This window comes from Bartonella sp. AP88XZML, from assembly GCF_042195565.1.
Taxonomy (GTDB): Bacteria; Pseudomonadota; Alphaproteobacteria; order Rhizobiales; family Rhizobiaceae; genus Bartonella.
On the sequence record NZ_JBHIOQ010000021.1, the window covers coordinates 1 to 25,052 of the forward strand.

At 39.4% G+C, this 25,052-nt stretch carries 16 protein-coding genes, 1 tRNA gene and 4 pseudogenes; 4 read left to right on the forward strand and 17 right to left on the reverse strand.

What is annotated here, in order from left to right; translation table 11 throughout:
• The 12 genes and pseudogenes from ACFIK2_RS01880 to ACFIK2_RS01935 all read right to left on the reverse strand — a co-directional run.
• A pseudogene (locus ACFIK2_RS01880) lies at positions 1-309 on the reverse strand (late control protein); the annotation flags it as partial.
• Positions 300-554 (reverse strand): tail protein X, encoded by a 255-nt coding sequence (locus tag ACFIK2_RS01885; RefSeq protein ID WP_375676838.1) that lies wholly within the window; start codon positions 552-554, stop codon positions 300-302. The gene ACFIK2_RS01885 and the pseudogene ACFIK2_RS01880, both read right to left, overlap by 10 nt.
• The gene (locus tag ACFIK2_RS01890) at positions 551-1,027 is read right to left on the reverse strand and encodes a phage tail protein (RefSeq protein ID WP_375676839.1); all 477 of its coding nucleotides are present in this window, start codon (positions 1,025-1,027) and stop codon (positions 551-553) included. Before ACFIK2_RS01890 ends, ACFIK2_RS01885 begins: the two co-directional genes overlap by 4 nt.
• Before the next feature lie 13 nt (positions 1,028-1,040).
• A pseudogene (locus tag ACFIK2_RS01895) lies at positions 1,041-3,376 on the reverse strand (phage tail tape measure protein).
• Positions 3,377-3,507: 131 nt separating this feature from the next.
• Positions 3,508-3,921 carry a hypothetical protein gene (locus ACFIK2_RS01900; protein WP_375676840.1) on the reverse strand — a complete coding sequence of 138 codons (414 nt, stop codon included), beginning with the start codon at positions 3,919-3,921 and terminating at the stop codon, positions 3,508-3,510.
• 9 nt (positions 3,922-3,930) lie between these two features.
• Positions 3,931-4,449, reverse strand: a complete 519-nt coding sequence (locus ACFIK2_RS01905; RefSeq protein WP_375608794.1) for a phage major tail tube protein — start codon at positions 4,447-4,449, stop codon at positions 3,931-3,933.
• 3 nt (positions 4,450-4,452) lie between these two features.
• Positions 4,453-5,604 carry a phage tail sheath family protein gene (locus ACFIK2_RS01910; protein WP_375676841.1) on the reverse strand — a complete coding sequence of 384 codons (1,152 nt, stop codon included), beginning with the start codon at positions 5,602-5,604 and terminating at the stop codon, positions 4,453-4,455.
• Between the two features lie 149 nt (positions 5,605-5,753).
• Complete coding sequence (locus ACFIK2_RS01915) at positions 5,754-5,963, reverse strand: 2-hydroxymuconate tautomerase family protein (RefSeq protein ID WP_375607418.1); 210 nt, start codon at positions 5,961-5,963, stop codon at positions 5,754-5,756.
• Positions 5,964-5,977: 14 nt separating this feature from the next.
• Positions 5,978-7,255 carry a hypothetical protein gene (locus tag ACFIK2_RS01920; RefSeq protein WP_375676842.1) on the reverse strand — a complete coding sequence of 426 codons (1,278 nt, stop codon included), beginning with the start codon at positions 7,253-7,255 and terminating at the stop codon, positions 5,978-5,980.
• A gap of 52 nt (positions 7,256-7,307) precedes the next feature.
• Positions 7,308-9,176, reverse strand: coding sequence for an FAD/NAD(P)-binding protein (locus ACFIK2_RS01925; protein ID WP_375676843.1), 1,869 nt, complete (start codon positions 9,174-9,176; stop codon positions 7,308-7,310).
• A gap of 95 nt (positions 9,177-9,271) precedes the next feature.
• Complete coding sequence (locus ACFIK2_RS01930; protein WP_375676844.1) at positions 9,272-10,489, reverse strand: YbfB/YjiJ family MFS transporter; 1,218 nt, start codon at positions 10,487-10,489, stop codon at positions 9,272-9,274.
• A gap of 222 nt (positions 10,490-10,711) precedes the next feature.
• Positions 10,712-10,960 (reverse strand): annotated as a pseudogene (locus tag ACFIK2_RS01935) (baseplate assembly protein); the annotation flags it as partial.
• Positions 10,961-11,740: 780 nt separating this feature from the next.
• Between ACFIK2_RS01935 and ACFIK2_RS01940 the strand changes: the two are divergent.
• Both ACFIK2_RS01940 and ACFIK2_RS01945 read left to right on the forward strand, forming a co-directional pair.
• The gene (locus tag ACFIK2_RS01940; protein ID WP_375637042.1) at positions 11,741-12,214 is read left to right on the forward strand and encodes a hypothetical protein; all 474 of its coding nucleotides are present in this window, start codon (positions 11,741-11,743) and stop codon (positions 12,212-12,214) included.
• Entirely contained in the window at positions 12,211-13,431 is a 1,221-nt protein-coding gene (locus ACFIK2_RS01945; protein WP_375676845.1) for an MFS transporter, read from the forward strand. Before ACFIK2_RS01940 ends, ACFIK2_RS01945 begins: the two co-directional genes overlap by 4 nt.
• A gap of 593 nt (positions 13,432-14,024) precedes the next feature.
• On the opposite strand, the gene ACFIK2_RS01950 is transcribed toward ACFIK2_RS01945, so the two are convergent.
• Positions 14,025-14,115: transfer RNA gene (locus tag ACFIK2_RS01950), tRNA-Ser, on the reverse strand.
• A gap of 315 nt (positions 14,116-14,430) precedes the next feature.
• Here ACFIK2_RS01950 and ACFIK2_RS01955 point away from each other — a divergent pair.
• A complete protein-coding gene (locus ACFIK2_RS01955) occupies positions 14,431-15,627 on the forward strand; it encodes a porin (RefSeq protein ID WP_375655353.1) in 1,197 nt (398 codons plus the stop codon).
• 1,246 nt (positions 15,628-16,873) lie between these two features.
• On the opposite strand, the gene ACFIK2_RS01960 is transcribed toward ACFIK2_RS01955, so the two are convergent.
• The 4 genes and pseudogenes from ACFIK2_RS01960 to ACFIK2_RS01975 form a co-directional block, all read right to left on the reverse strand.
• On the reverse strand, positions 16,874-17,638 hold the full coding sequence (locus ACFIK2_RS01960; RefSeq protein ID WP_375676849.1) for an N-acetylmuramoyl-L-alanine amidase: 765 nt from the start codon (positions 17,636-17,638) through the stop codon (positions 16,874-16,876).
• 847 nt (positions 17,639-18,485) lie between these two features.
• Positions 18,486-20,660: pseudogene (locus ACFIK2_RS01965) on the reverse strand (isocitrate/isopropylmalate family dehydrogenase).
• Positions 20,657-21,388 (reverse strand): alpha/beta fold hydrolase, encoded by a 732-nt coding sequence (locus tag ACFIK2_RS01970; protein WP_375676846.1) that lies wholly within the window; start codon positions 21,386-21,388, stop codon positions 20,657-20,659. Before ACFIK2_RS01970 ends, ACFIK2_RS01965 begins: the two are co-directional and overlap by 4 nt.
• Positions 21,389-21,649: 261 nt before the next feature.
• Positions 21,650-22,846 (reverse strand): multidrug effflux MFS transporter, encoded by a 1,197-nt coding sequence (locus ACFIK2_RS01975; protein ID WP_375676847.1) that lies wholly within the window; start codon positions 22,844-22,846, stop codon positions 21,650-21,652.
• Positions 22,847-23,660: 814 nt separating this feature from the next.
• On the opposite strand from ACFIK2_RS01975, the gene ACFIK2_RS01980 reads away from it, so the two are divergent.
• Complete coding sequence (locus tag ACFIK2_RS01980; RefSeq protein WP_375676848.1) at positions 23,661-24,431, forward strand: phage tail assembly protein; 771 nt, start codon at positions 23,661-23,663, stop codon at positions 24,429-24,431.
• Positions 24,432-25,052: the final 621 nt, after the last annotated feature.

Here is a 25,052-nt window from a genome sequence, read left to right on the forward strand (position 1 = left end):
GGCACTTTTGCCACAAAGGCGCAAGATCTCTCCATCACTGCCCCCAATACTCACCACCGACTCGACAACAAAACGCCCCATAAATGCACTGATGCTGTTCTCATAACCAAAGATCACCTGTAGCGCACTGTTGCTTGAGGGAACCTCTAAATCATTGCCACGATCATCAAACTCTGCTTCAAATGTATCGGCTTCATTCCCGGCATGGTCCGTAATGGTTGCGGTTAAAAGACGCTGGTAAAAAACCTCATGAACAGGTTTGTCTCCCACCTTGACCACAATAAAAGGGTGTGTGCGCATTAATCCCATAACCGCTTCACCATGCTTTGGGGATTATGAAGTGCAAATTCAGGCAGAATAACCGTTAAGCCCCGCGGTAAAAACACACCATATTTAGCAATCTCTGGATTAGCTTCCAGTGTGGCTTCACAATAGCCTTTGAGTAAACCAGCTTGCCTCCGGCCTCCTAACACAGCCATGGCATGGTGAAAGCAGATAAGATCGAGGCTCATATCCTCTAACTCTACAACAACATGCTTTTTGGGTATCTTCATGGGGTAGATTCCTCTTGGTAATACCCCATTTGATATTGTCTCTCTTGGTATTGTCCTTGTGGTTTTCCGCCATTAAAAAAGGGTAAGAGAGTAATGGAATAGCGGATGCGTTGTGATTGACCAGAGCGACTGATATAGTCGTGCTCTTTATTGATCGTGGTGATTACTACGGGTCCATGGAGAAGGACACTATAGGTGGTATCATTAATCCAACGAAGCATCTGGACAGGCTTTGCTCTTCGAATAGTTGTAGTGATGGCATCTATCGCTACCCGGTCACCAAATTCTTCTGGAAACCAAACTCCATGAATGGTCTTTGCATCATTGCCATAGCCGGTAAATTGCAAACTGGGTGCCTTGCCAAAACGCTCCATACAAACCCATGAGGCGGAAAACTCTTCTTCAAAGGATTGGAAATTCAGCCAGTCCACATAAAATTGATGCGGACCTAACATCATCAAAGGATCTCTCATAGGCTCCCTCCCCTCATTCTGTCCCGCCATGCAGCGCATTAGCACGTGCCCGTTGCAAAGCATGGGCAACCGCACGACCAGTGGCCATGGGTTCACGCGCCCCATTAACATGCACTGTGACATTTTGATTGTGTGTGATGGGGGAACGGTCTTTGTCTCTTTGCTCTCTCGCAGATGAATTTACAGGAGAAGCTCCCGCAAATTGCACGATGGGTTGGATGGCTGTTTTACCCCCCAAAAAACTTGGCAAAAACTCTCTTACATCAATGGAACCAATCCACCCCTTAATGCGGTGAGATAAAGATTTACAAAAATCCATCAATTGTGAGATAGACGACATAAAGCCATCGACAATCGAATTAGCCAAATCTTCGCCGGCTTGTTCCATACCAGCCTTGGCAGCATCAGAGAGCTTTTCCTGTGTAAAAAAACTCTTCAACCATTGCCAAAAGTTGGAAAAGCTTTGTTTAACGCCCTCCCACAAATTGCCAAACCACTCGGCAACAGAGGAAAGCTCTTGTTTAAACTTTTGCCAAGTTTGAGAGAGATCAAAAGCATTGGCGATTATATTTTTCCATTTGGTGATGGTGGTGGTATCGGCACCAAAAAAGCGCATGACGGCTTCAAAGGCACGCCCCCAAGCCCGAGATACCCCCTGTGCAAAGCCTTTGACAAATGAAGAAAAACGATCCCAATATTTCCACAAAGCAAAACCAGCAGCAAGGATGACAGCCACAACAGCAGCAATGACCGCCCCGATCGGGGTAAAAATACCCCCCACAACAGAGGAAATAGCTGCCCCAGCCACTTCTATCACTGTCCCGATCCAACCAAAAGAGGCAGCAAATGCACTTCCTGAGACAGCAATCCCCCGTAAAGCCCCGACCAACAAGGTCATGGGGCGTAAGAGTCGGAGCGAACTTGCCCCAAGACCCGCGGTTAGCAAACCCAGCGAGCGCCCTGCGGCTGCTAAGCCCCGCCAGCTTGTTTTAAGCTTACCGCTCACACCAACAAGTTTGATCAAAGAGCCTATCAACTGTAGCAAGCCAAGACGTGTGCCAGCCATGGTAAAGCGCAACACGCGCAGAGCAATATTAAAAGCCATCAGGGCAGCAATGGTTTTGATAATGGCGCTTGTTAAAGTTGGGTGCGCATTCGCCCACGCCATAAGCCCATTGGTAAAATTGCCAACAGTTTCCATGAGACTGTTGAGGGGGGGCAGAAGCACTTCACCAATGCTAATCCCCAAAGCCACAATGCGGTTTTGTAAGAGTTCAAATTGTCGCATGGCACCGGTTGCTTGTTTGTCCGCCTCTTGTTCTACGGACCCTTTAAAGACTTTTGGGTCTTCAACATATTTTAAAGCTTGCCCTAACAATTCTGGATTGCCCACCAATTTGGCAAAATCACCAGTAAAATCGCGCCCAGCAATGGCAATCAGCGAGCGCATCCCCTGTTCGGATTTACCCAACACATTAAAAAAGCGTACCAAGGTACCGGTGGCATCTTTGTCCAGATCTTGCATAAATTTTTCGCGAGAAAGCCCGATATTGGCAAAAGCATCTTCAATATGCTTGCCTCCTGCCTGAATACGGGCACTCATGGCATTAAAGCCACGCGCGGCACTCTCAGGGACAATCCCAGCAGAAATCATCGCCGTGCCAAATGCTGCTGTTTCCCGCGCGGTGAGCTTAAACATGGTTGCCGCACCGGTGGCACGATTGGTAAAATCAGACACTTCACTGGCCTTTGCCGCCATGTGGTTCGAGAGATGATTGATCGCATCCCCTAAATCTTCAATGCCTGCCTGATTAAGCTTAAAGACATTGCGCAATTTGGCAAAACGCTCCCCAATCTGATCCCCCGTCATATCAAAAGCAACAGCTGCTTTAGCGGCATAAATGCTAAAAGCCTCTAAGTCTTGTTCACCAATGCCTGCTTGGCTGGCACTGGTCATCAGTTCCAAAACTTCACGTGCCGCTAGCGGAATCTTGGTGGAGGTTTCCAAAGCAAAACGACGCAATTCTTTTAAACGATTAAGGGGGCATCGAGAACCTTTTCTAGTCCCTTCATCGATTGGTCAAATTGCATGGCTTTATAGAGCGGTGCAATTAAGGTTGCTGTTTGCGCAATGGCACCCACCATACGCCCTCGCGCTTGGATAAAAGCATTTTCCGCATTCTTTGTCGCATCCTCAAGATGCTCCGGGTCAAACCACCCTTTAAAATGCTGCCTTGTCTTGTTTTGGAAATGCGCAATATCTGAACTAAAGGCTGCAAGATCCCGCTTGGCAGAAGCGATCCCCTCTTGCAGATGATTGACAAAACGCACAACAAGGGAAACATCCATGATCGTCTCTTATCCTAACTGATGACTTTCATATTCTTGGGCTTTAAAGCGTGCGAGTTCTTCTCGATAGGCAATCACATCCAGCCAATCCATCTGGTTAATCTCTGAAGGCGCCCAGTGATAATAAAGGGCTAGTTCTGCCCCAAATTGTCTGGCAGAGAGGATTGGCGTTGCGTAAAAAAAGCAAAAAAAGCCTTCAATATTGCGACAATATCCATCACATCAACTCGATCAATCAATTCAATAGATTCACGTGACATATCAGCCAAAAGTGCTGTGATGCCTTCTGTTGCCTCACTTGTGAACAAAACTTGAGAAAGCTTCGTGATAAGCACATCATTGCTCAAAGTTGTTTTTTGCTCTCCAAACTCAGGAAGCAGCAGCTCTGTCAATTGTGGTCCAATGAGCACCGCTAATTGCTTGGCATGCTTAAAAGTGGGGCGATAAAAGGTCAGTTTCTTGCAGAGAGATTCTTTGCCACCTTTATCTTGATAAAGAAATGGAACCTGCAATTCCACGTCAATGCTGGTTTGTAAACTTGTCATGATCAATTCCTATAAGTTGAGAATAGAGCGGCGGCGAGAACCGATCTCTTGCCCATTGCGGACAAGCCAGCCGCCCCGTTTAAAAGAAAAGCGGTGCAAAACAGAACCATCCCAAAATTCCGTATAGTCCCAAATATTTTTGATCTCGCAATCATAGCCTGTCGCTTTTCCAGCCGTTAAGCCTTCGCTATCGACTTTGACCAACCGCCCTGTCACATCAATGGAATGTTCATGCTCACGCCCATCTTCTTCAGAGATCACATGTTTTTTGCCAGTGAATTTATGACGAAGACCAGGAGGACCACCAAAAATACCGATGACCTCAGGGGTATGGCTGCGGATTTTCATTTGCATGCTCAAAGCTTTCACACCAAGACCGCTCACATCAATTTGCATATCAGAGCCCCCTGGTTGATAGGTTTCTGTAATTTCTTCCAACGTGGGCAGTTTCAATGTTTCAAGATCAAGGTGAAGATTCACATCATCATCAACAATCAAGGTAAAACCGCGTACAATGCGTAAAGTCATGCTTTAACTCCTTGCTGCTTTGCGATAAGTTTCAAGCGTATCGCCAAATTGATAAGTCATTTTCTTTTGGATATCTTGCGCCAAACGGTCAAAATAAGCGCTATTGCGCCGGCTGCCGAAACTCAAATCTTCTAAAGGTGGCACTTCTTCTGCATCAAATTCGACCCGCAATTTTCCCAATTGCAAAGTACTGTTGGAATTTAAATCGCGGTCAAACCAAACCCGGCCCCCCAAAAGCGCACCACGCGCAATCAGATCATCAAGAAACTGTGTAAGGCTGCGGGTAATGGCAATAACATGTTGACCAGTCAGATTCTCATCATTGGCCCAAGGGCGGAAATTGTTGATGATGGTTTTTTCCAAGGCTGCACGGGTGCGCACCACATTGACAAAACGCCAGAGTGGGTCACTAGAGGTGGTGTGATTGCCCCATAAAATGCGTCCATTGGAAGCTACTTCTCCCACAGAATTACCTAAATGCGCATTTTGGCTAAGCCGTGCTGGAATAAAGGTCGCAATATCGGCTTGGTTAAGGCGATTTGCCTCATGATCAATTTCGCCATCAAAATAGCTAATGGGGCGTGCTGTCCCTAAAATGCCATGCACATCTTGGTTGGAAGGAGACCAAAAAACACCGCCCCTTTGCTTGTCACGTTTGATAAACATGGCTGCTGCAAAAGGACTTGCGGGTTTAACACTAACACCCCCCTCACGATTTGCCTCCCGTACAAAGGGGTCAATCAAATAACAAAAGCGTGAGGAAAAATCTGCACGATAGGCAAGACTTTCTTCCGTGTTTTTACCACCCGTATCAAACACAGCAATGGCTTGCAACTTTTCTGCCACTTGTTCTAAAGCATCTGCCACGGGGTTTTTACCATTATCAATCCGCCCTGCACTATAAGCCGGTGCTAAGAGAATTCCAGGTTCCACACCCAAATGCCCCCGCGCATGCGCTAAAGCATGCACACCGGTCAAGTGAGTATTGGATCCCACCATTTCGGTTTGTGTCTCAGCAATGATTGACTTTTCTTCCACCCGCACAAGGATCACTTGTGCCTCAATCCCCTGTGCGCACACGGCGTTAATCACATCAAGAGCCGTTCCCCTTCGCCCAAGCTTTTGGATTTTCTCTGTCTCATGGGTGAAGACCAACACGGGCTCGTTAAGGGGAAAAACTTGGTTGTCAGCATCAGGGGCTGTAACAACCGCCCCAAAGGCGGTCTGATCAAATGTTGCTAAGGGACGTGATTTTTTACATTGATTATCCCTATTGACCTTAAATTATTGTCAAATACACAGAGTTATTCTTTATTTTGAGCTTTTCTTAATTCTGTAATGGGAACACCCCCAATACCCCAATTGTCTGTCTCCACTTCATCAATCACGACAACAGTCGTTTTCGGATTTTTATTCAGAATATTAACTAATAATTGAGTTGCCCCTTCTATTAGTTGCCGTTTCTGTTCAGAGGTAACCCCTTCATTAGTAATTTTAATATTTATGTAAGGCATAAGATCTCCATAATTTACAAATATTGAATAAAAAAGCTCAAATAAATGAACGCAAAAAGATTAAATATTAATACATAATAACTATGCATTTTAAAGCTCGTATCCACCGGTGAAATACGTAGGCTACTGGAAGCAAAAATAGCATTTATTGATACAGGAGAAAGGAGTTGAGCTGCAATAAAGAAGCAAATCCAAACCAAATAATCCGTAACCCCATAAGCCATCGATGACCCTAGTAAGGGAAATGCCAAACTAAATAGCACCATAGGATGAATTCCTACTACACTGAAAATTGGCAATACAAAGAGAATACAGGCATAGTGCTGCCAAACAGAAAGTGATGCCAATGAGTGACTAAACGTCACCGGCAACAAAGGAATAAGCAAATCACAAGTAGATATTAGCAGACTACAACCTAGCAACAACATAATTTCACTGGATATACTGCGTATCACTGCCACCAAAGGAGTCAAAAAATCAATACTGCGTGAACTCACACGCTCAATGACGTATAGAATGCTTGCCGTCAATGCAATGCTTTGTAGTGCATTCAACTTGATAACTGTCAACGCAACGATAAATGTTAGCCAGAAAAATATCAAAAAAATCCAAATTCTTACTCTCTCTCCTTCTTTATTCGCTCTTCTCTCATCGCAAATAATCGGGTTAGCTAGCGGTACAACAGGAGAAAGGCACAACAACAACAGACTGAATAGAAAAAGTGGTATCCCCAAAGCAGCGGATGTGAATATTGGTGTTCTAGGCATAGCAGCGAAAACTGTTGCTGCACCGATGCTGGTCGGCATCAGTACCATCGTGATGCTCATCATTCGCATCACAATAGCGGCCAAATGGCGAGAGGGAAAAACACTTTTTTTCAAGGCATCAATCATTAGGGGGATAACCCCCAAACTCATCGGCCAAGCTAAAAACGCAGTCAGTATCGCGATGGACAGGGTAAGCGAACCCTTTCCATAGCGCATCAACCGTTCAGAGAGAAATTCTGAAATACGCCATGTATTCATCACATGGCGCAACAATCCCATGGCGAGTAATAGCCAAAAGACATCAGTAAAACGCACAAGCACAGTACGAACATCAGGCAAGTGCCAACGCCATATCAGCACTAAAGTACAAGCCAACAGGATGAACACACCACTGCGTGCATTCCCCTTCAACCACCAGTATGGTATCGTCAAAAGCAAATAACCGAAAACAGTCACTCCAGCCAATGGAATAAGAAACCAAGTTCTTATTGAGATAGACATAAGAAAAATGAATAGCATCAGCATCGCCATTATAACGGATACGGAGGACATGCGTATCAGGAAGCTTTTTACATCATCAATGTACATTAATTGTTGAATCTTTGACTGAGTAGCGATTAAGAAGCTGCTCGTACATGTCAGTGACACAGCGCCCTGCGTCCCGCAATGCACGCGAATTAACTAAAGGCCTAGGCAAAATATATGTATAAAAATTAGGCCCCTCTACTGGATTACCGACCACCCATAATGTATTTTGTATTTGCCCTTTAGTGTCTATAGGATGCTGCCGACGGTCAATATCAATACCACCAGGATGATATCCTTGGTTGATAAATGGTCGAATGATGCCCTGAGCAGCCAAATTTTTGATAAAAGGGGACTCATCACGCAACGGAGAAAAACTATCAATCTTGGCCTTGATCAGCACATCTCCATCAACTGAACTGTTTTCATCTTGAAAAACAGACTGAATTTCGAAACGGCTGGTACTAGCATTGAGAACAAGTTTAGGTGAAGGTCCGCCAGCCAAAGTCACGATACCAGCCTCCATCAGAGCCTTCAACTCTTGGTTTCGCTGCATCGGTGGGCCGACAGAAATACGGTTAAAGTTTGGATTAAAATATTCAATAAAGTACTTGTGAGATGAAGACGTTAACCCGCAAAAATCAATTGCTGAACGTAAGATATCACGGACATCTCGTAGCACATCTGTAGCAGCTTTCACTGGGCCATCAACATTACCTACAGCGGAAGAATGAAGATCGTCCTTCAAATGCTCCATGAAGAATCTTGTATAATCCTTCAAAGAAGCAAATATTTTATTTCGATAAGGATACAGCAACGCTTGAATACACTGCTCGTCTTTGGAAGTAACAACATAGGTTTCAGGGTCTAGCCAGTGCCCCAGCTGCGTACTTCGATAGACATAACACATTTCTTTAAGCAACAGAGGTAAAAGCTGCGTTTCGAAATCCAGCTTCGGAGAACCGTTAGCAATGCTGGATTGCTTACGCAGATGATGTATTGCATCGAGAGTAAGGAATGATGGTATGTATTGCCCACTACCACCCTTTTGATTAATCCCGCGACTACTAAAAGGCAATGTTTGACGGGAGAATAAAGCTATCTTCGGTTCTGTGCCGCTTGGCATGTAGCGCAATTGTCCAGCATTTTCAGTAAAAGTCCCACCGCGACCGTAAGTCAATTGCGACAAGACATCATAGCTAGTTAATCCAATTCCCTGCACCAGCACACGAGACTGAGATTGTATAGAGTCCAACTTTTCAATTGGATAAGGATTCGAATAATAGTTCAAAAGCGCATTTTTCATTTGGTGAGCAGCGACAAACTGTTGCAGGCTTTCATCATGCGATGAATATATATTCTTACCGTGACCCGTGGTCATATAAACAAAATCTACACTATAACGACAGCCATCTTCCAAAAGAACATCCGTTTTATTATCTTGGTGGATATGGAGATTAATAACCTTTTGTCGGATCTCCTTAATACGAATACCGGAAGGTAAATCTTGCGTGAGTTCTTGGTAAGCCCAAGACAGGTATTCCCCTAACAAACGACGTGATAAATAATCATTTTCTTTGATTTCTCTCCCAACATCATGCTCTGTACGAGAAAAAACACCGTTAATATTACGATAACCTTGTTGAATAGCCCATTGATAGAAATTCGGTCCCTTCCGAATAGGCCCGACACCCTTAACTGTATCATCACCAAATAAAGTAATCTGGCAAGCGACAGTGTTAACCAATAAATGATCTGGCTGATGCACACTATGGGTACCGGTTCCCATCTCATTGGGATCAATCAATAAAATATCAATGTTCCCAGAAAATGGATAATGGGAATAAAGTGTGAGCAAGCGTTCGAGAATACTGATCCCACGAGGACCAACGCCCAAAATAGCGACTGTAGAGTGAAGCATTCTGTAATCTCCCCTATTAGAATAATTTGACTTTCACAAAATGTTTCAAAAAGAATGGAATAAATTCTCTCGACTTTTTAGTGAAGATTGCGGGTTTATGAAACGCCAACGACCTTTTTACAAAGACAATATTGACAGATTCCAGCAGCAGCAAAAAGCGCTACAGCACCACAGATAACGGAAAGCGCAATGGCATGTGAACCAAACTGTAAAAAACTCGTCAAGAGAGGTCCTAATATTTGGCCAAAACCGTAAGTTAAGGTAGCCAAGCCTAGCAGATTTATGCCATACGGCGCATACAAACGCTTAGCTAACGGCATAACTAGAGAGGTCGTCCCCATAAAAGTAAATCCAAACCCTATGCAACTGAGAACGATCAGTACAAGAGACTGGCTGAATAATGTCAGTAATACGCATCCTCCTTGGATAAGCAAATTGAGCATCAGACAACGTAATACCCCCCACCGATGGGCTCCCCATAACCAAATGAAACAACTAGGAACAATGGCAATTCCGACAAACGACCATAAGTGGTTAGCGAGTAGTGGGAAATTAAATGTTTTCGCCATCAGAGGAAGATATGTCGCGACAATAATATAACCAAACCCAGCAAGCCCATAAATCAGAGCGAGTTCCCACCAAACGATATTTTCGTGTGCCAATGACTCATTAATAGCAAATTGAGACGCATCAACACGACGTGGAAATAAAATAAACAACAAGAGCAACAATACAACAGATATAAAACCAGCTCCAAACCAAATATTTTTCGCGTTCAGCGATTTACTCAAACCAATAATAACATACTCATTACCCAGCAGAATACCAACTCCCACACCTGCATAGAGCGAAGCAATAACCCACAACTTGTGACTATGCTGCATAACCATCATAGAACCAAAAATCATCATTGCCGCACTCGCGATACCGGCAGCAAAGCGGATAAAGAAGACCAAGTAAAAGTTTGTTGTTAATACCATGGCAAAAATAAGTGCACTCGTCACTATAGCTGCACCAGATAACATGTAGGGAGCACGAGATATATACCCAAATCTGCAAAACGAAAAAAACATACTCCCAACTAAATAACCGCCATAATTAGCGCTAGCTATATAAGAAAGTTGCTGAAAGGTAAACAATCCTTCATCCAACATAACTGGAAATACCGGCGTATAGAAAAATCGCCCAATCCCCATCCCCAAAATCATAATAATCATACCGAATACAGCGATTTTGAAATAACTCAAATCTTGACGATTATTTTTCCCCCCCATTACTCTTAATCCCTTAACTAATAATTCGTTCATCCGCATTCTATCTCATTGAGAGTAACACTTATCTCAGAGAATAAAAGCCAATCTAGCCATTTGTTTAGGTAGCCAGAGCAACATATTTAACGATTATTGTCAACATTACTGGATCAGTTATATGCATTTCATCGTTTTACGCCCTGCTCCATGTATGATCTTCTCCCTACAAAGCTTCTTTTTCAGAAAAATAATGGCTGAAATTAAGCAGCAATAACAACGAGAAAATCAATAAGCACGCCCCAGTTCAGACAAGACAATATCCCCCAAAGCGACAGCTTCATCAGGTGCGACTAAAATATCCTTACAAGGTTGCGTTATGTTCACATGGTGAACACCTTCAACCATCAGGCGGCTTAGTATCCAACTTAAAGACAAATCACGCCCAAGCTTTTGCGCACGCGCCCATTCTTCTCTTAAACTCTGCTCTGCTCTTTCCAAAACAAAGGAACCTTCATCCAGTAACAACCAAAAATCAATAGTATTGAAGGGTATAAAGGCTACTTTTAATATAGCTTTGTTTTTTATCAGCAGCAGTAAAAAAGTTTGTGTTTTTTATAAAAATTGAAATTTATTCATTTTTTATCGTATATTTTATGTTATCTTCTTTAAATTAATTAAAAGATCATAGAATATTAAACTGATAGGATGCATTTTTCTCAAGCGGCATTTTTAGAGAAATGTTAATTTAATCAGTGAAGACAAGCAATGAGCAAAGTTATAATTTGAAAAGACAGTATATAATGTTTATGATCAATGATCTAAATTAGAAACATGAATTGGGGGAGTTTGATCTTTCTTACAGCACAGTAGATCAAAAAAACAGTAGATGAAGTTTAAAATTCACCATCATCCATCATAAGATGAAAGCTTTCATCCCAAGTTTGATTTTTTTAAACTATTTTCTTGTTCTTTCTGTAATATCTAAAGAATATCTTCAAGCACTCATAAGCACTCTTTTAGGTTATCATTTCCATGATCAAAGTAATGGTTATCGAGCTTCCATTCAGGATACTGTTTTGTAAAAGGAAATCATCATTTCAGGATATGGAGGGATTTATGTATTTAGTCACAATGTATCATGCCCCCTTCCTCTTATATCAGAAATTTAATTCTTAATCATAATGACGTGATCAAAACGCACCTTGCGAGACAATCTTTTTAATAAATAAAGTAAAGATGAATTCTGAAAAAAAATTTTAGACGTAAAGTGATACGGAGAAACAGTCAGAAAGAATGGAGGGATTACAAATGTTGATGACTATAAAAAAAGATATCAAAAAATTACCAAAAACCGATTTATGGATCATTTGTGCTATTTCAGCTGATCAGCAAAGAGAATGGATCAGTAAATGGTGTATAAAAAATAAACATACTTCTATAAGTCCTAATTATGTCAATGATCTTGCCGTCCTAGGGTCATTTTACAGATCTAGACAAAATGATTACTACGGAAGCAACAGCCCCACAAGCAACTCCCCTCAAAAAATAACAATCTCATTTATGAGGCTTATGTTGCTTCTCATAATCACTTTACAATTGCATCATTTGCTCTCATTAATACGCTTTGAAGTCCCATATGGACTAAGGGACCTTTTAAATTTTGGGATGGTTATGGAAGCCTTCTTTCCACTAATCCCTGAATGGGGATATGAAACCGCTCCCTTTTCACAGAAAAATATTCTTTTCAATGAAAATTCTTATTGTACAATCTATGGAACAACACAATGAACAGAGCACGCACCCTTGCTCTCACCTATGGATCCTATAATGCTATCCGCATGCTGATCGGCGTTTACCATGCGATTTTTTTAATGTCCATGGGAGTTAGTCTGGCGCAATTAGCTCTGCTTCAGGTTGTCTTTTCCACCACCATTCTGCTGCTTGATTTTCCCTGTGCTGTTTTATCTGACAGATATCGGCGTAAATATTCCGTTATGGCTGGGGTCTTTATGACAGGAGTATTTTATCTTCTATGCCTTCAAGCTCCCAATATGACAGCACTTATTATTGCGCAAATTCTCTATGCAGCAGGCATTTGCATCATTGTCAGCGCCATTGACGGATGGATTTACCATTCTCTAGGCGATAAACAGGATCACTTTTCGCATTATGCTCATCTCTACCACCAGGTTAACTCTTTCGGAAGTATTCTCAGTGGGATTGTAGGAATTGGAACGATCTATTACTCTGGACAATATTTTATGGGATATATCATCTCATGCCTCATGATGGGATTTATTTTTTTGATATTCCTTATTGTTCCTGAAGAAAAGAAAACGACAATTGAAACATCCAAAACAAAAACAATCTTGCACAATGCCAAGGAAACGCTTTGGATATTTCAAAATACAGTAGGAGGAGCATGGTTTATTTTCCTCATGTGCCTTTTTAGCGCTGGTATTCAGATTATTTATCATTTCTGGCAACCGATAATACTTTCAGGGGGAAAAATTCATCACCTCAACGGTTCGCAAATGCTCATCTTGATGTGCTGCCATATTGGAGCCTTTTCAGCACAATATTTTTCAAATTTACTGATGTCTAAGTATCATGTTCTTGATAAAAAATATAAGAATTCTATAAAATATTTTTCCTTCTTTTCTGCACTGATGTGCATAGCGCTCTATTTTTCAGTTCATAGCCATCAAACTTCTGCATCAGTCATCGCCTTCTCTTTAATCCATGGATTTATTTGCACTGTACCGATCGGTGCAAAAAGCTTATTTTTCTCAGAACTTAATCAAAAACAAACGCAGCATATTTCCGGTGTTGTTGGTGCTGTCTCTTTTAGCGGAAGAATATTTTCAATTACAGTATTGAGTATTATTTCTTTTCTTCCTGCAAAAGTTTCTCCATCTTACTACCTAATATTACCGACCATTACTTTTTTCATATGTGGTTTGATTGTCATGAGATGGATGAAACACTCTCAAAAGTCTCTATGATGAGAGGAAAATTTTAAAATTATTACCCACAATGTTTTCTTCTAAAAGAAATCTATAACTTTTTTGAGAGCATTGCCACATCCAACTTTCAATATACAATGCAAATATAAAGCAACACGTTGATTTATAATGATAATATACCAAACGCGAATATTGTAAGATTTTTTCTTTTCAAATCTGCTTTATGGTTGAAACAATCAAAATCATTTGCTTGCACATCATAAGCAAAGAAAGCCGTATAAATAAAAACGATTTAGAAAGGAAAAATGCCTTTTATGAACTCTCATAGTCAAAATCTATAACAACAGGAAGGCAGATATATAATATGCCTCTTTGCATCTTCATAAGTATACAAATGGTGTGGCTTTATAAGGCTTTATATGTCTCACAGAAACTTTTATGTTTTATACCATTTACGAGGCAGCGTCGCAAAATGGGCTTATACACATTGCAAAGATATCTCTTTAAAACAAGTGTATAAATTAGCAACACAAGTATATTTGTGTTTAGAACATGCTTTTTATATGAGAGGCATAATCCCAACGGGATAAACAGAATTCCGATACACAGTCAACTGCTTTTATAACAATAGATGGCGGAGAGGAAGAGATTCGAACTCTCGAGAGCCTTTTGAGCCCTACTCCCTTAGCAGGGGAGCGCCTTCGACCACTCGGCCACCTCTCCAACAGAGAGGCATAAATGGTATCAACAGAAAGTTCAAGACATTTTCGATTTTTTTCCCAAATATCTGAAAATTTTTCTCCTATTGATCCCATAGGAAGCAAAAGTTAATAAAACAAAAATTGTGTCTTTTTTACCACAGCATCTCGAATAGTACATGTATATATTACAAAAAGGTAATTTCATATTTGAAACTCTAAAAAGATTAGTTATAGCTAAAATAACAAGTGCTGCGTATTTTACTTATGTCTTTGTCCTTAATGCGTTAGGCAAATGGTACTCTTTAGAAGAAATTTAACCGGACCTCGGAGATCCCATATGAATATTAAATCCCTCTTTTTAAGCTCTACAGCAGCTTTTTTAGCAATTTCTGGAGCACATGCTGCTTCAACAGTTATCGCCGAACCTGAACCTGTAGAATATATTCGCGTTTGTGATGCCTACGGAAAAGGATATTTTTATATCCCTGGAACAGAAACCTGCATGCGTTTATCAGGAAATGTTCGTACTGATTTTATAGGCGGTGATAATATCGATGCAACAACCGAAACTGAACTAAGAGACAAAAGAAAAACCTATGGCGCATCATCACGGCTCACTCTTGTTTTTCAAGCAGCTTCTGAAACAGAAATGGGAACACTTCGTTCATATGCAAGAATTTATTCAAGCTGGGGTGATGGTAATGATAAAGCTGGTGCAAGGCTTGCAGCAGCTTACATTGAACTGGGTGGTTTTCGCGTAGGTCTTGATGATACAATTTTCAACAGTTGGACTGGTGGTTATGGAAATGTTCTCAATGATGACAGCATAGCACCTGCCGGCACAACACGCACTAATTTTATTTCCTACACCTTTAATGGTGACTCCGGCTTTTCTGCTATTATCGGCGCTGAATTAGGCAATAATGCAGATGCTCTTCCAGGAACAGTAGGATACTACATTGATAAAGATGATAAGCTTGTTTCTATCACGAATGATACTCTTCCAAGTAAAGCAATTAAAAATTACACCCCGAATGTGGTTTTGGGTATAAAGTTTATGCAAAAATGGGGTGGTTTTTCAGCGGTTGCAGCATATGATACTTACTACAAAAAGTGGGCTGGAAAAGTACGTGCAGATTTCAATGTTAACGATCGTTTCAATCTATGGGTAATGGCTGGTTATAAAAATGGACTTGATTACTACACAGTAAATACAAAAAATGAATTATCACGACAAAGCACAACAATTTATGCAAACTGGGGTGGTAAATGGGCTGCTTGGGCGGGTGCCACTTACAAGCTTACTCCAAAAGCAAATTTGAATGCTCAAGTTTCTTATAGTGCTGTAAAAACCTTTGCAACTTCTGTAAATATTACATACACGCTGGTTCCAGGATTTGTGATTACACCTGAATTAACCTATGTTTCTTGGAACGATGATCGCGTTGTGACGGATAAAAATAATGATGAAAAACATTTATTCAATAAGAAAAGTGCTTTTCAAGGTATGATCCGTTTACAGCGTTCATTCTAATCCTATTTAAGCTACAGCTTTTAAAAACTGGCAACATGGTTTGCCAGTTTTTATTTTTGAAATCAAATATCATGAATATCTTTTCCTGATACGTATTGTCTTGTCTCTCGGAAAAAACCGACTTAGTTTCATAAAACTACTCTTAAGATTAACCTGATATGCTTGATAAGAGCACCTCACACGGGCTTTTACACATCACTTCAAACACAATCTCTTCCTTGCCCTTTAAAGCATGAATAACCCCCATTGCTTTATGCCTAAATTGATTTTTCTTGGTAATTTATACCTAACCTTTGCAATTTAGGTCATGAACTTCTCTGGTCAATTCTATACTGAACAGATAAAATATTGAAAAAACAAGACATCATTGTGTTTTTGATATGCCTGAATGTGTCTTCTATCAACACTCTAAAACACAATGTTTTATAACACTGCTTCATTAAAAAACTTAATCATCAAGAAACATGTTGTCAAAACGACGCAAACATCCCCTAAAGCAATAAAAGAGAAAAGAGATATATCTTCAAAAAAATGAATTGACCTCTTCCCCTTCTAAAGAATAGCCCCCCTATCAGTAGCAATCTGTAAATGCCCCTATTTTCTTGAATCTGCATCACTTTGATTTATAATGATCAATTTATAATTTTGCATGTTTCAATCAACCAAAACCATTCACTTGTACACGACGAGTGGAGAGAGCCGTGTGAATAAAAACGAGTAAAGAAAACCCTTTTATGTATCGTTTTAAGTTCCAAGGGTTGTAGTAACATTGAGATCTAACAAAGTGTACGATAGTGCTAGGCACTTTTATTAAGCATCAAAATGAGGATACACTTCATAGAGGATTTTAGATTATATTCTCTATGAACGTCGCTGTAAAATATATGTTGTGATACACACTAAAAGACATTTCTTTAAAACAAGCATGAAATATACAATACAAGTCCATTTTATTTGAGGCGTTTCATCCTGCGTAAGGCACATGTCATCATATACGCAACATCTTGGCTTTATGCGTTTTTAAAGGAAGAAAAATATAAGACAAAGAAACAATAAAATTTAATCTCTGCAAATCATAGAGCTTTCAGAGTTATGTTTCCATAAAACGCCTTATACCGTATAGAGGATTTTTTACACGATTAATGCCCTTTTTACATAAAGCCAATTGGCAAAAAGCAGCCTTTCCTGATAATAAAAAGGCTTACACGTAATCATAAGCCATATTTTCAATTAAAACGCATTGAATTCACGGAAAATACTTATCAACCAATGCATAAAGAATTGCTGCTGTTTCAACATCTAGAATCCCATCATAATTTTCTTGACGAAAATGAAGTTGAAATGCTCGGATCAAATCTTTGTATCCTGTTTGGGTACACGCAGCAGAAATGTCATATCCATAACATTTTAGCTTCGCCAAAACATCTTCTTTGGATGGCAAATTCTTAGAGAATTGCTCTTGATAATGACTTTTTAGTTCATCATCATACCATGCTCCTATACCTGCGCTATAAAGTTCTCTCCATGGAAAAGCTGCTCCTGGATCACTTTTTCTTCCAATGGCAATATCACTATGTCCCACCACATCAGTTGGCATAATATCGGGATACCGTTGAAGAATATTCAAGGCAAGTTCCTTAACAGCATCAATTTGTATTGGATTATAAGGAGGAAACATACCCGTCCCATCATGATAAGTCGCTAAATTAACGATTTCAATCCCGATAGATGCATCATTGAGATGACTATGCCCAGCCCATGAACTCACACCCGCATGCCATGCGCGCTCATTTTCATCAACCAGATTAAAAATACGCATATCCTTAAAGCCTGCCTCACGATATGTCTGCTCTGAAGGATCAGGAACAAGATAGTGTGCACTAACCTTTTCTCCTGTAAGCGCCATAATCGAGGCTTTAAAATCAATAGCCGTATAATGCATAACGAGAAAATGAACGCGACGACTAAAACTCTTGACAGAACGATAACTGTTGTAATCAATCTGATACATAAAAGCCCTTTCTTTTTTGCTTAAAAAACCACTGCGCATCACAACAGATAGAATACGAACTGTTAAAAAATGCAATAAACTTCCCATCTAGGTACTAAGAATTACGACTAAAATTTGTTCATCAAAAATATTGACACTCTTATCAACAATTAAGACCACATTTTTATTTTTCTCCCACACACGCATAAAATGTTTTTAACCACATTAAATATTTTCCCCAAAAAAATTCCTACAAATTACCAATCAAAAAGAAAACAAAAGCGTAAAATGATCACTCCTTAAATCTTCACGTCTTACAGAAAAAATAGTTCGTCCTGTTATCAAATTGAAAAATATCGCCCCTCGGAAGCGAATACCCAACGATCATGCAATCACACAAAAACTTAAAGGAAAAATTTTATGAGCTCTTTACAGCAATTTATTATCAGATAACGGAACGGGACATGTTCACAATAAAACTCTTCAGGGACATATTGTTCAATAAAATTTGCAAAGCTTTCCTGTAAATGACACGACTTCTTGTCTTTTCACACCATCGCTTTTTGATTTACAAAGAATCTCAATTATCTACAACGCTTGAGACACACGAAGTCTCTGGATTCCTTGTTATCAGCGCTATGGAAGATAACATACTGATTTATAATCATAATTAATCATTATAAATATTGAATGTAGCGAGCCTAATATCGTAAAGTTTTTCTTAATTTTGAATCAATCAAAGTCATTCATTTACACATCAAAAGAAAAATTAACCTATAGACAAAAACCACTGAAGAAAAGGATCAAAATACTTCTTATAATAGAACGTTCAATAATTTGAGCAATATTGTTACATCCCCACAGAGTTTCATTTTTTCTTCTTCGTTTTCAAATATCTTTTTAAGACAGCCCAAGCTGCATATTCTTGTAAGACGACACCTAAAAGTGGTCGCGTATAGGGAAAAGTTATACGATCATCACCATAACCTTTCATCCGTATAGTCATGGTAGCATGTCCAAGGCTTTCTGCTTGATTTTCTAATGTCTCCAAAGAAGGCTCTAGGCTCACTTCAACCTCAAGCTTTGGAATATCTTTTGCACCTTTTTCTATGGGTTGAAAATATTTTAAAAGCCGCGGATCATTGGCAGATCAATGAACCTCTGCATGCATCGCTAATTGTTTACAAGCAGTAGTAACTTCTGCCCCAACCAAATGGGGGTAAAAATGATTTTCAAATTCTTCCACGAAATGTTGTTCCAAGGGCGCTTCTGATTGAGCAACCAGTTGCACCAAAACATAGGGGCTTTTCCATAAAAAATGCCGTTCAAAGGATTCATTTTCAAGATGATCATCACCCCACTGCGCAATGGTACTTTCATCAATTCCAATCAAAGTCCATGCATACTCCGCACGCGATACAGAAAAATATTTCTTCTCGTTGTGTTCTAAATAATTCTCTAAAAGCGCAAGAGCCTGTGATGGTGGACCAGGCAAAACAACAAGCGTACTTCCATCGCAAGAGAGATAAAACCCTGGTGCTGTGCCTGTAGGATTATCAAGCACGGTTGCTGTCTCCGGAAACAATGCTTGACGCGCATTACTCTTATCCGCCGTAATCCCTAATCGTTGTAATTGACCTTTTATTATTTGCCAAACATCTTCATGATGTACCAAAGGCTGCTTTACAGCTTGAGCAACTCCATCGCGTGTTTTATCATCTGATGTTGGTCCCAATTCCCCACTTATAATGATAAGATCTTCTTGTCCAAGACAAGAAACAACAGTCTCACTGATTTGCTGTAATTGATCAGCACAAACAAAATGACGTGTGACTTGAATATTTCTCTTGTTCAAGCTTTGGCTTAAATCTTGTAAGTTCGTATTCAAATATTGTCCTGAAAGGAGTTCATCACCAACAGTGATAATCGCCGCACGATGAACAAAGACAGAATTCATAAGAGAATTGCGAACAGCTTCAGCCATTTGACGGGTAGAGGCTATACCTCCAAGATCATAGGTAACGGTTTTTCCAGCACGAATAACCTGATCAACACTCTCAGACAGTTGTTTTGCTGCATCTTTAAAGCCTAAGTGCTCTAAGAGTAAAGCCGTGGTATAAAGCATCGCAGAAGGATTGGCTTTATTTTGTCCAGCAATACGTGGTGCGCTTCCATGAACAGGTTCAAAACAAGCAATCTCGCTCCCCACATTCACATGAGATGCAAGCCCCAATCCCCCCATTATACCAGAGCCAAGAGTAGAGAGAATATTGCCAAACATATTTTCAGCAACAATCACACCAAACCGCTCTGGCTTGGTTGCAATCCACAAAGCAACCGCATCAACATTCTGAATATCTGCTTCAATTTCCGGATAGTTTTGCGCAATCTTCTCAAAAATTTCCTGAGCAAACTGTCCACTTTCTCGCATAACATTGGGCTTATCAGCAAAAGTAACTCGCCTAAAGCTATATTTCCTTGCATAAGAAAAAGCGTATTCAAATAACCGCTCTAAACCAAAGCGTGTCTGCAAACGGACTGTCCACGCTGCTTCCTCAAGCCCATATTTTGTCAAATTTGGATGTTTTAGCCAAACGGCTGTTTCAGGAGAAATACCCCGAAAATCCAATCCAGCATAAAGGCCTTCACTATTTTCTCTGATAACACAAAAATGAAAAGGACGTTGGGGACCAAAGATGTATCTTACAGGACGTATATTCGCAAACAAACCTAACTTTTGGCGGAGTTGAAGTGCGGGAGAAACATAGGCAAGGTTTTTCTCTTTTAAATGCGGAGCAAGTTCTTTTAAAGCCGCTTCTTTTCCTTTACGGGTCACAGCACCAAGTAAAATAGCATCACTCTGAGTAATTTTTTGCCAAGTCGCTTGAGGGATAGGATCTCCTTCCCGTTTCCAACATTCAACACCAATATCACCATAAGTTAATTCAATCGGCAATTGGAATTGCTCTAAAACCATCAGCGCAGCATCACAAACCTCTGGTCCTATCCCATCACCAGGTAATACAAGAACTTTCTTTTTCATAGTCCCTCCATCCACTCATCAATGACTGCATCCGTCATAGTAGGATTATCCTCCCACAAACGCGTACCAGCACCAGAGATAATCTTATATTCATGGTTCAGATTATGACTTTTTGTCTGATTATCTACCGTTGCAAGTTGCGACTTTTCTCCCACTAAAGCTAAAAACTTCCCCTTATACTTAACTATTTCATCTCTAGCATCTATTTCTAATAAGAGTTTAAAGCCTCTTGTCATGCGTTCAATTGCCACGCTTTTTTGTTCATCAGGAATCTCCAATAAGGCTCTTTTTTTCATAACGCCAGAAGGATGCATAAAACCATTGAGTATTTCCAAAGCCCCCGATAAATCATTGTTTTCTAAGGAGGCAAGAATATCTCCAAGGCGCCGTTGCAAAACCTTATCTGGATAGCCAGGCGCATTCACAGCAAGCACCGCTTGAACATTGGGAAGCTGTACTGCCAATATTTGTACCAATGTTCCAGCCATAGAAAATCCCACAAGAACTGCGGGCTCTTTAAAATAGCTTTTAAGTTTTTCTGCCATAAAAGATAAAATGTCTACAGCAGAATAATTGAGAACATGAGAACCCTTAGGAAAAAGAGAAAGCGTATCCAGCAGAGTGACAGGGAATCCTTTTGATAAGCATAGTTTTGTCAATGGAGAACAAAAAACACCACCATCCCAAATTGGCATTACAGGAGAAAGAATAATAATAGGAAGGCTCATTGATCAATTCCTCCCCTTATTTTTACACATGCATTAGAGCCAGAACTTTTCCTACCCAATATAATGAAAATATGTTGAAACTCTAAGCTCATATTCTCCCCCCATAATAATCGATTTGTTAAACTCAAACTAAGCTTGTAACAAATTTTAAACCCACTCAATCCAGCAACTTAATAAAAAAAATTCATCTAATGTACAGGTGCCCCATTTGTGTAAAACATCAAAAGCATTTCCGCATAATGCTTTCTTTTTATCATTTACTCAGCTTATTTCTGAAGTCATAAAATGACGCGCTTTTTGAATATAAATGATAAAACCAATCATACAACACACAGCTAACAAAGTTGCCATAGCCCGTGGGCTATGACCAGAGATTTTTCCGATAACCGCTGCACTGAGTGCCGCACTTCCTAATTGCAAAGATCCCATAACACCAGAAGCCGCTCCCGCAGCTTTCGGATGCGATGAAATAGCCAACGCTGTTCCTAACGGCAATAAAAAACCATTTCCAAAAGTAAGAACAGCAATAGCCATAAAACTTGTCACAAGGGGCCATGGGCTTAGATACATTTGCAAAGCAAACAGCACACCACCTATCACAAAAATAATGTACCCTCTCCCCACAGTTTTTTCCATAGACTCGCGTTCAAAAAACCATCGCGCCAAAAGATTTCCCAAAATATAGGGAAACGAGACACCAATATAGCTATAACTAATGTGTATCGGCGATAACCCCAAAGTCGTGAGTAAAAAAGGCGACTCCACAATATAAGCAAAATAGGCAGCGTAAGAAAAACACGGAATAAGTGCATAAAAAATAAATTGTTTATTTCTGAAAACGCCTAAATATGCCTTCATTAATCCTACAGGAGAAAAATGCTGCCGTTTTTGAGGGGGTAGAGTTTCGCTTAGCACAAAACAACATAGCAAAATGGTCAAAAATATAAAAAAGCTTAAAAAGATAAAAGTTGCCTGCCAATGAAAAGCTTGTATCAAAAGTCCACCAATGAAAGGTGCAAGTGCTGGTGACATTCCAATAAAAGGGAAAACAATCAAATAAAGTTTTCCAGCCGCTTTTTTATCCAACAAATCATTGATAATTGCACGACTTAAGACAAGTCCCGCACAAGCACCAAGACCTTGCAAAAAACGTAACACAAGAAAAGCGTGAATATGAACCGTATAAATCACACCAAGTGTCGTAAATAACCACAAGAATAAGCCCAATAGAAGTGTTTTTTTACGCCCCAAATTATCACTCAGCGGCCCATAAATGAGCTGTCCAAGTGCCAATGCCAACAAAAAAACCGCCACTGCACTTTGAATTTGAGATTGTGTCACTTGATAATATTGACGCATATCGCCCAGTGCCGGTAAAAAAATATCGGTAGAAATCAAACCTCCCGTCGATAAACATACGATAAGTATAATGAATGGTAATGTATATTTATGTTTCATCAGGAAAGTCACATTTCTTAAATTTAAAAATATTTAAATTTTACGTTTATAGAAAAATAATAATTTATATTTATAAATATAAAGCTATTTTAACTTTATCCACAGCGAATAAAATAATCAATTTTCTTTATTCTTTTACTTTATTCGAGAATAATTCATCTTGTTGAGACATAAATCCAGTGTATGATGCGCACGCACACACTCAACACGTAAATAACCACTTAGTTCTTCACTTTATAATTAATTTTAAAGCATAGCAAATCGCAATTTTAAAACTATACGCAAAAGAAGCTAAAAGATCAAACCTCTCCTTCAGAGATATATTTCCCAATCCGAAATAGCGCATTTTGTTGTATTCATGTTGCCCTATATTCATCAGCTTTTTTCATTGATATCATCAACAAAAACGCTTCCAAACTCTATCGCTCTCCATGACAACAACATCACTCTTCCGACAACATCTTTTATCAGAATTGGTTTACAACGCTCAAAGAAAAAAGAAGCCACAAACTCCCTTTCCTCAAAACTCCCCACACAAATATTATTGTAACAATACAGCATATAACAATGCCTCATGGAGAAGTCTTTATCAACACAAATAGTTGAGCAAATAAACTTAATAGCCCACTAATATCATAAAGCAAATTGTGCTTCTATCTCGCTCTAAAATCTAAATTCATCTTGTCCATTTTGTTAGAATTTCATTCTACATAGCCAGCACAAAGTTTATTGCCTAAGCTATTGACAAACATGATATAATAAAAATTTGACGAATCATTCTGCATCTAATGTAGAAAGCAAGGAGAAGCTATTAATGAATATAACAGAACGAGCCACGTACCAATTACTTGGACCTATTAAAGTGGAAGGAAAGACATACACAGAAATCACCTTACGCCGCCCGAAATTTAAAGACTTAAAAGCAATACAGAGCAAAGAAGGTGACGAGCAATCAATTGAAATGATCGCATGTCTTTCAGGGTGGTCCTATAATGCCATCAGTAAACTTGGTGTTCGTGATTTTTTAAACATTAAAGACATTTACGGGACTTTAATAAAAAAAGTATTAAAAAAACTTGATAAAATGAATACAATCATAAAAATCCCATCCCTAAAAATCCTATCCTTAGAAACTCAATTTTCTAAACATCTCAAAAACTTTATAAACAAAGTAAATGCACCCATAAAAAGCATAATGGATGAATGTATTTTAATCGACAGTAAACCCGAAAAACGCACAAGTAACCTTTATACAAATACATTTGAAACAGAATCCATGACAACTGCAAATGCAAAAGTGAAAACCTGTAGCACCTATGAACCGATTACAGTTCATAATCCCTACGTCATAAAGGTTGAACGCATGACCTTTACAAAATGCACTTTCTTAATACAAGATGGTCCATCGAACCAAATTTATCTCTCAAATCAAAGTGCTCTTACATCGTATAAAAAAACTGCGGGCGAAACTAAAAAACAACCTTTGGAGAGAATCTCGAAACTTTTGGACATTGTCTCAAAACTTTTCAACTTTCCTCTCTGGTTTTGGGAGTTTTTACTCAAAGAACTTAGAAAATTTTTCTAGCATTGTTTTGATATAGAGCAATAAGAGAAGGAAAAACAACTTAGAACACTAATGTTTCTTCCTTCTCTTTTATCTCTCATAGCTTTTTGAATTGAATACTTTTGATATTTATTTTGAATAATTGAAGCATTCTTTTAATTATAAGTACAATATAAAAAAATAAAATTTTAGAAGACGTGCTGTTTTTACAAAAAAATGAATAATAAAATAAAGACTCCAGAATTTTACTTTTTACCTTCAAACACAATCAATGATGGAAAAGCGTTTACAAAGTTTTCCTCAGGCAGTATCCAGGACATTACTTGAAAGAAAAGCATTAAGAGAGCTTACTTTTAAGCTAAGGGGGAAAGATTAAACTTCACAACGACATTCAATCTTTTAAACATTGCAGTACAGAACGGGAAAAGAGAGCCATTCCCCCATAGACCGTTTCCCCCCATCAACTAAAATTCTCGATAAACTAGTATTATCAGTTCTAGACTGGAGTCATATAAGAAGAATTTTAAGTAATGATCACCGTCTTGTTTTCGATGTTTTCTGTCCTTTTGGCGCATATCTTTATCCCTTTTGGAACATAATTAGCAAAAAGGCATTGTATCTCCAGCATATTCAAGGAGATAA

Coding starts and splice junctions, on each gene's coding strand:
- ACFIK2_RS01900 (WP_375676840.1), bottom strand. CDS start 3,921: ATGACAAGTTTACAAACCAGCATTGACGTGGAATTGCAGGTTCCATTT.
- ACFIK2_RS01890 (WP_375676839.1), bottom strand. CDS start 1,027: ATGAGAGATCCTTTGATGATGTTAGGTCCGCATCAATTTTATGTGGAC.
- ACFIK2_RS01945 (WP_375676845.1), top strand. CDS start 12,211: ATGAACAGAGCACGCACCCTTGCTCTCACCTATGGATCCTATAATGCT.
- ACFIK2_RS01905 (WP_375608794.1), bottom strand. CDS start 4,449: ATGACTTTACGCATTGTACGCGGTTTTACCTTGATTGTTGATGATGAT.
- ACFIK2_RS01930 (WP_375676844.1), bottom strand. CDS start 10,489: ATGCGGATGAACGAATTATTAGTTAAGGGATTAAGAGTAATGGGGGGG.
- ACFIK2_RS01955 (WP_375655353.1), top strand. CDS start 14,431: ATGAATATTAAATCCCTCTTTTTAAGCTCTACAGCAGCTTTTTTAGCA.
- ACFIK2_RS01940 (WP_375637042.1), top strand. CDS start 11,741: ATGACTATAAAAAAAGATATCAAAAAATTACCAAAAACCGATTTATGG.
- ACFIK2_RS01920 (WP_375676842.1), bottom strand. CDS start 7,255: ATGCTGATGCTATTCATTTTTCTTATGTCTATCTCAATAAGAACTTGG.
- ACFIK2_RS01885 (WP_375676838.1), bottom strand. CDS start 554: ATGAAGATACCCAAAAAGCATGTTGTTGTAGAGTTAGAGGATATGAGC.
- ACFIK2_RS01980 (WP_375676848.1), top strand. CDS start 23,661: ATGAATATAACAGAACGAGCCACGTACCAATTACTTGGACCTATTAAA.
- ACFIK2_RS01975 (WP_375676847.1), bottom strand. CDS start 22,846: ATGAAACATAAATATACATTACCATTCATTATACTTATCGTATGTTTA.
- ACFIK2_RS01970 (WP_375676846.1), bottom strand. CDS start 21,388: ATGAGCCTTCCTATTATTATTCTTTCTCCTGTAATGCCAATTTGGGAT.
- ACFIK2_RS01915 (WP_375607418.1), bottom strand. CDS start 5,963: ATGCCTTACATAAATATTAAAATTACTAATGAAGGGGTTACCTCTGAA.
- ACFIK2_RS01960 (WP_375676849.1), bottom strand. CDS start 17,638: ATGTATCAGATTGATTACAACAGTTATCGTTCTGTCAAGAGTTTTAGT.
- ACFIK2_RS01925 (WP_375676843.1), bottom strand. CDS start 9,176: ATGCTTCACTCTACAGTCGCTATTTTGGGCGTTGGTCCTCGTGGGATC.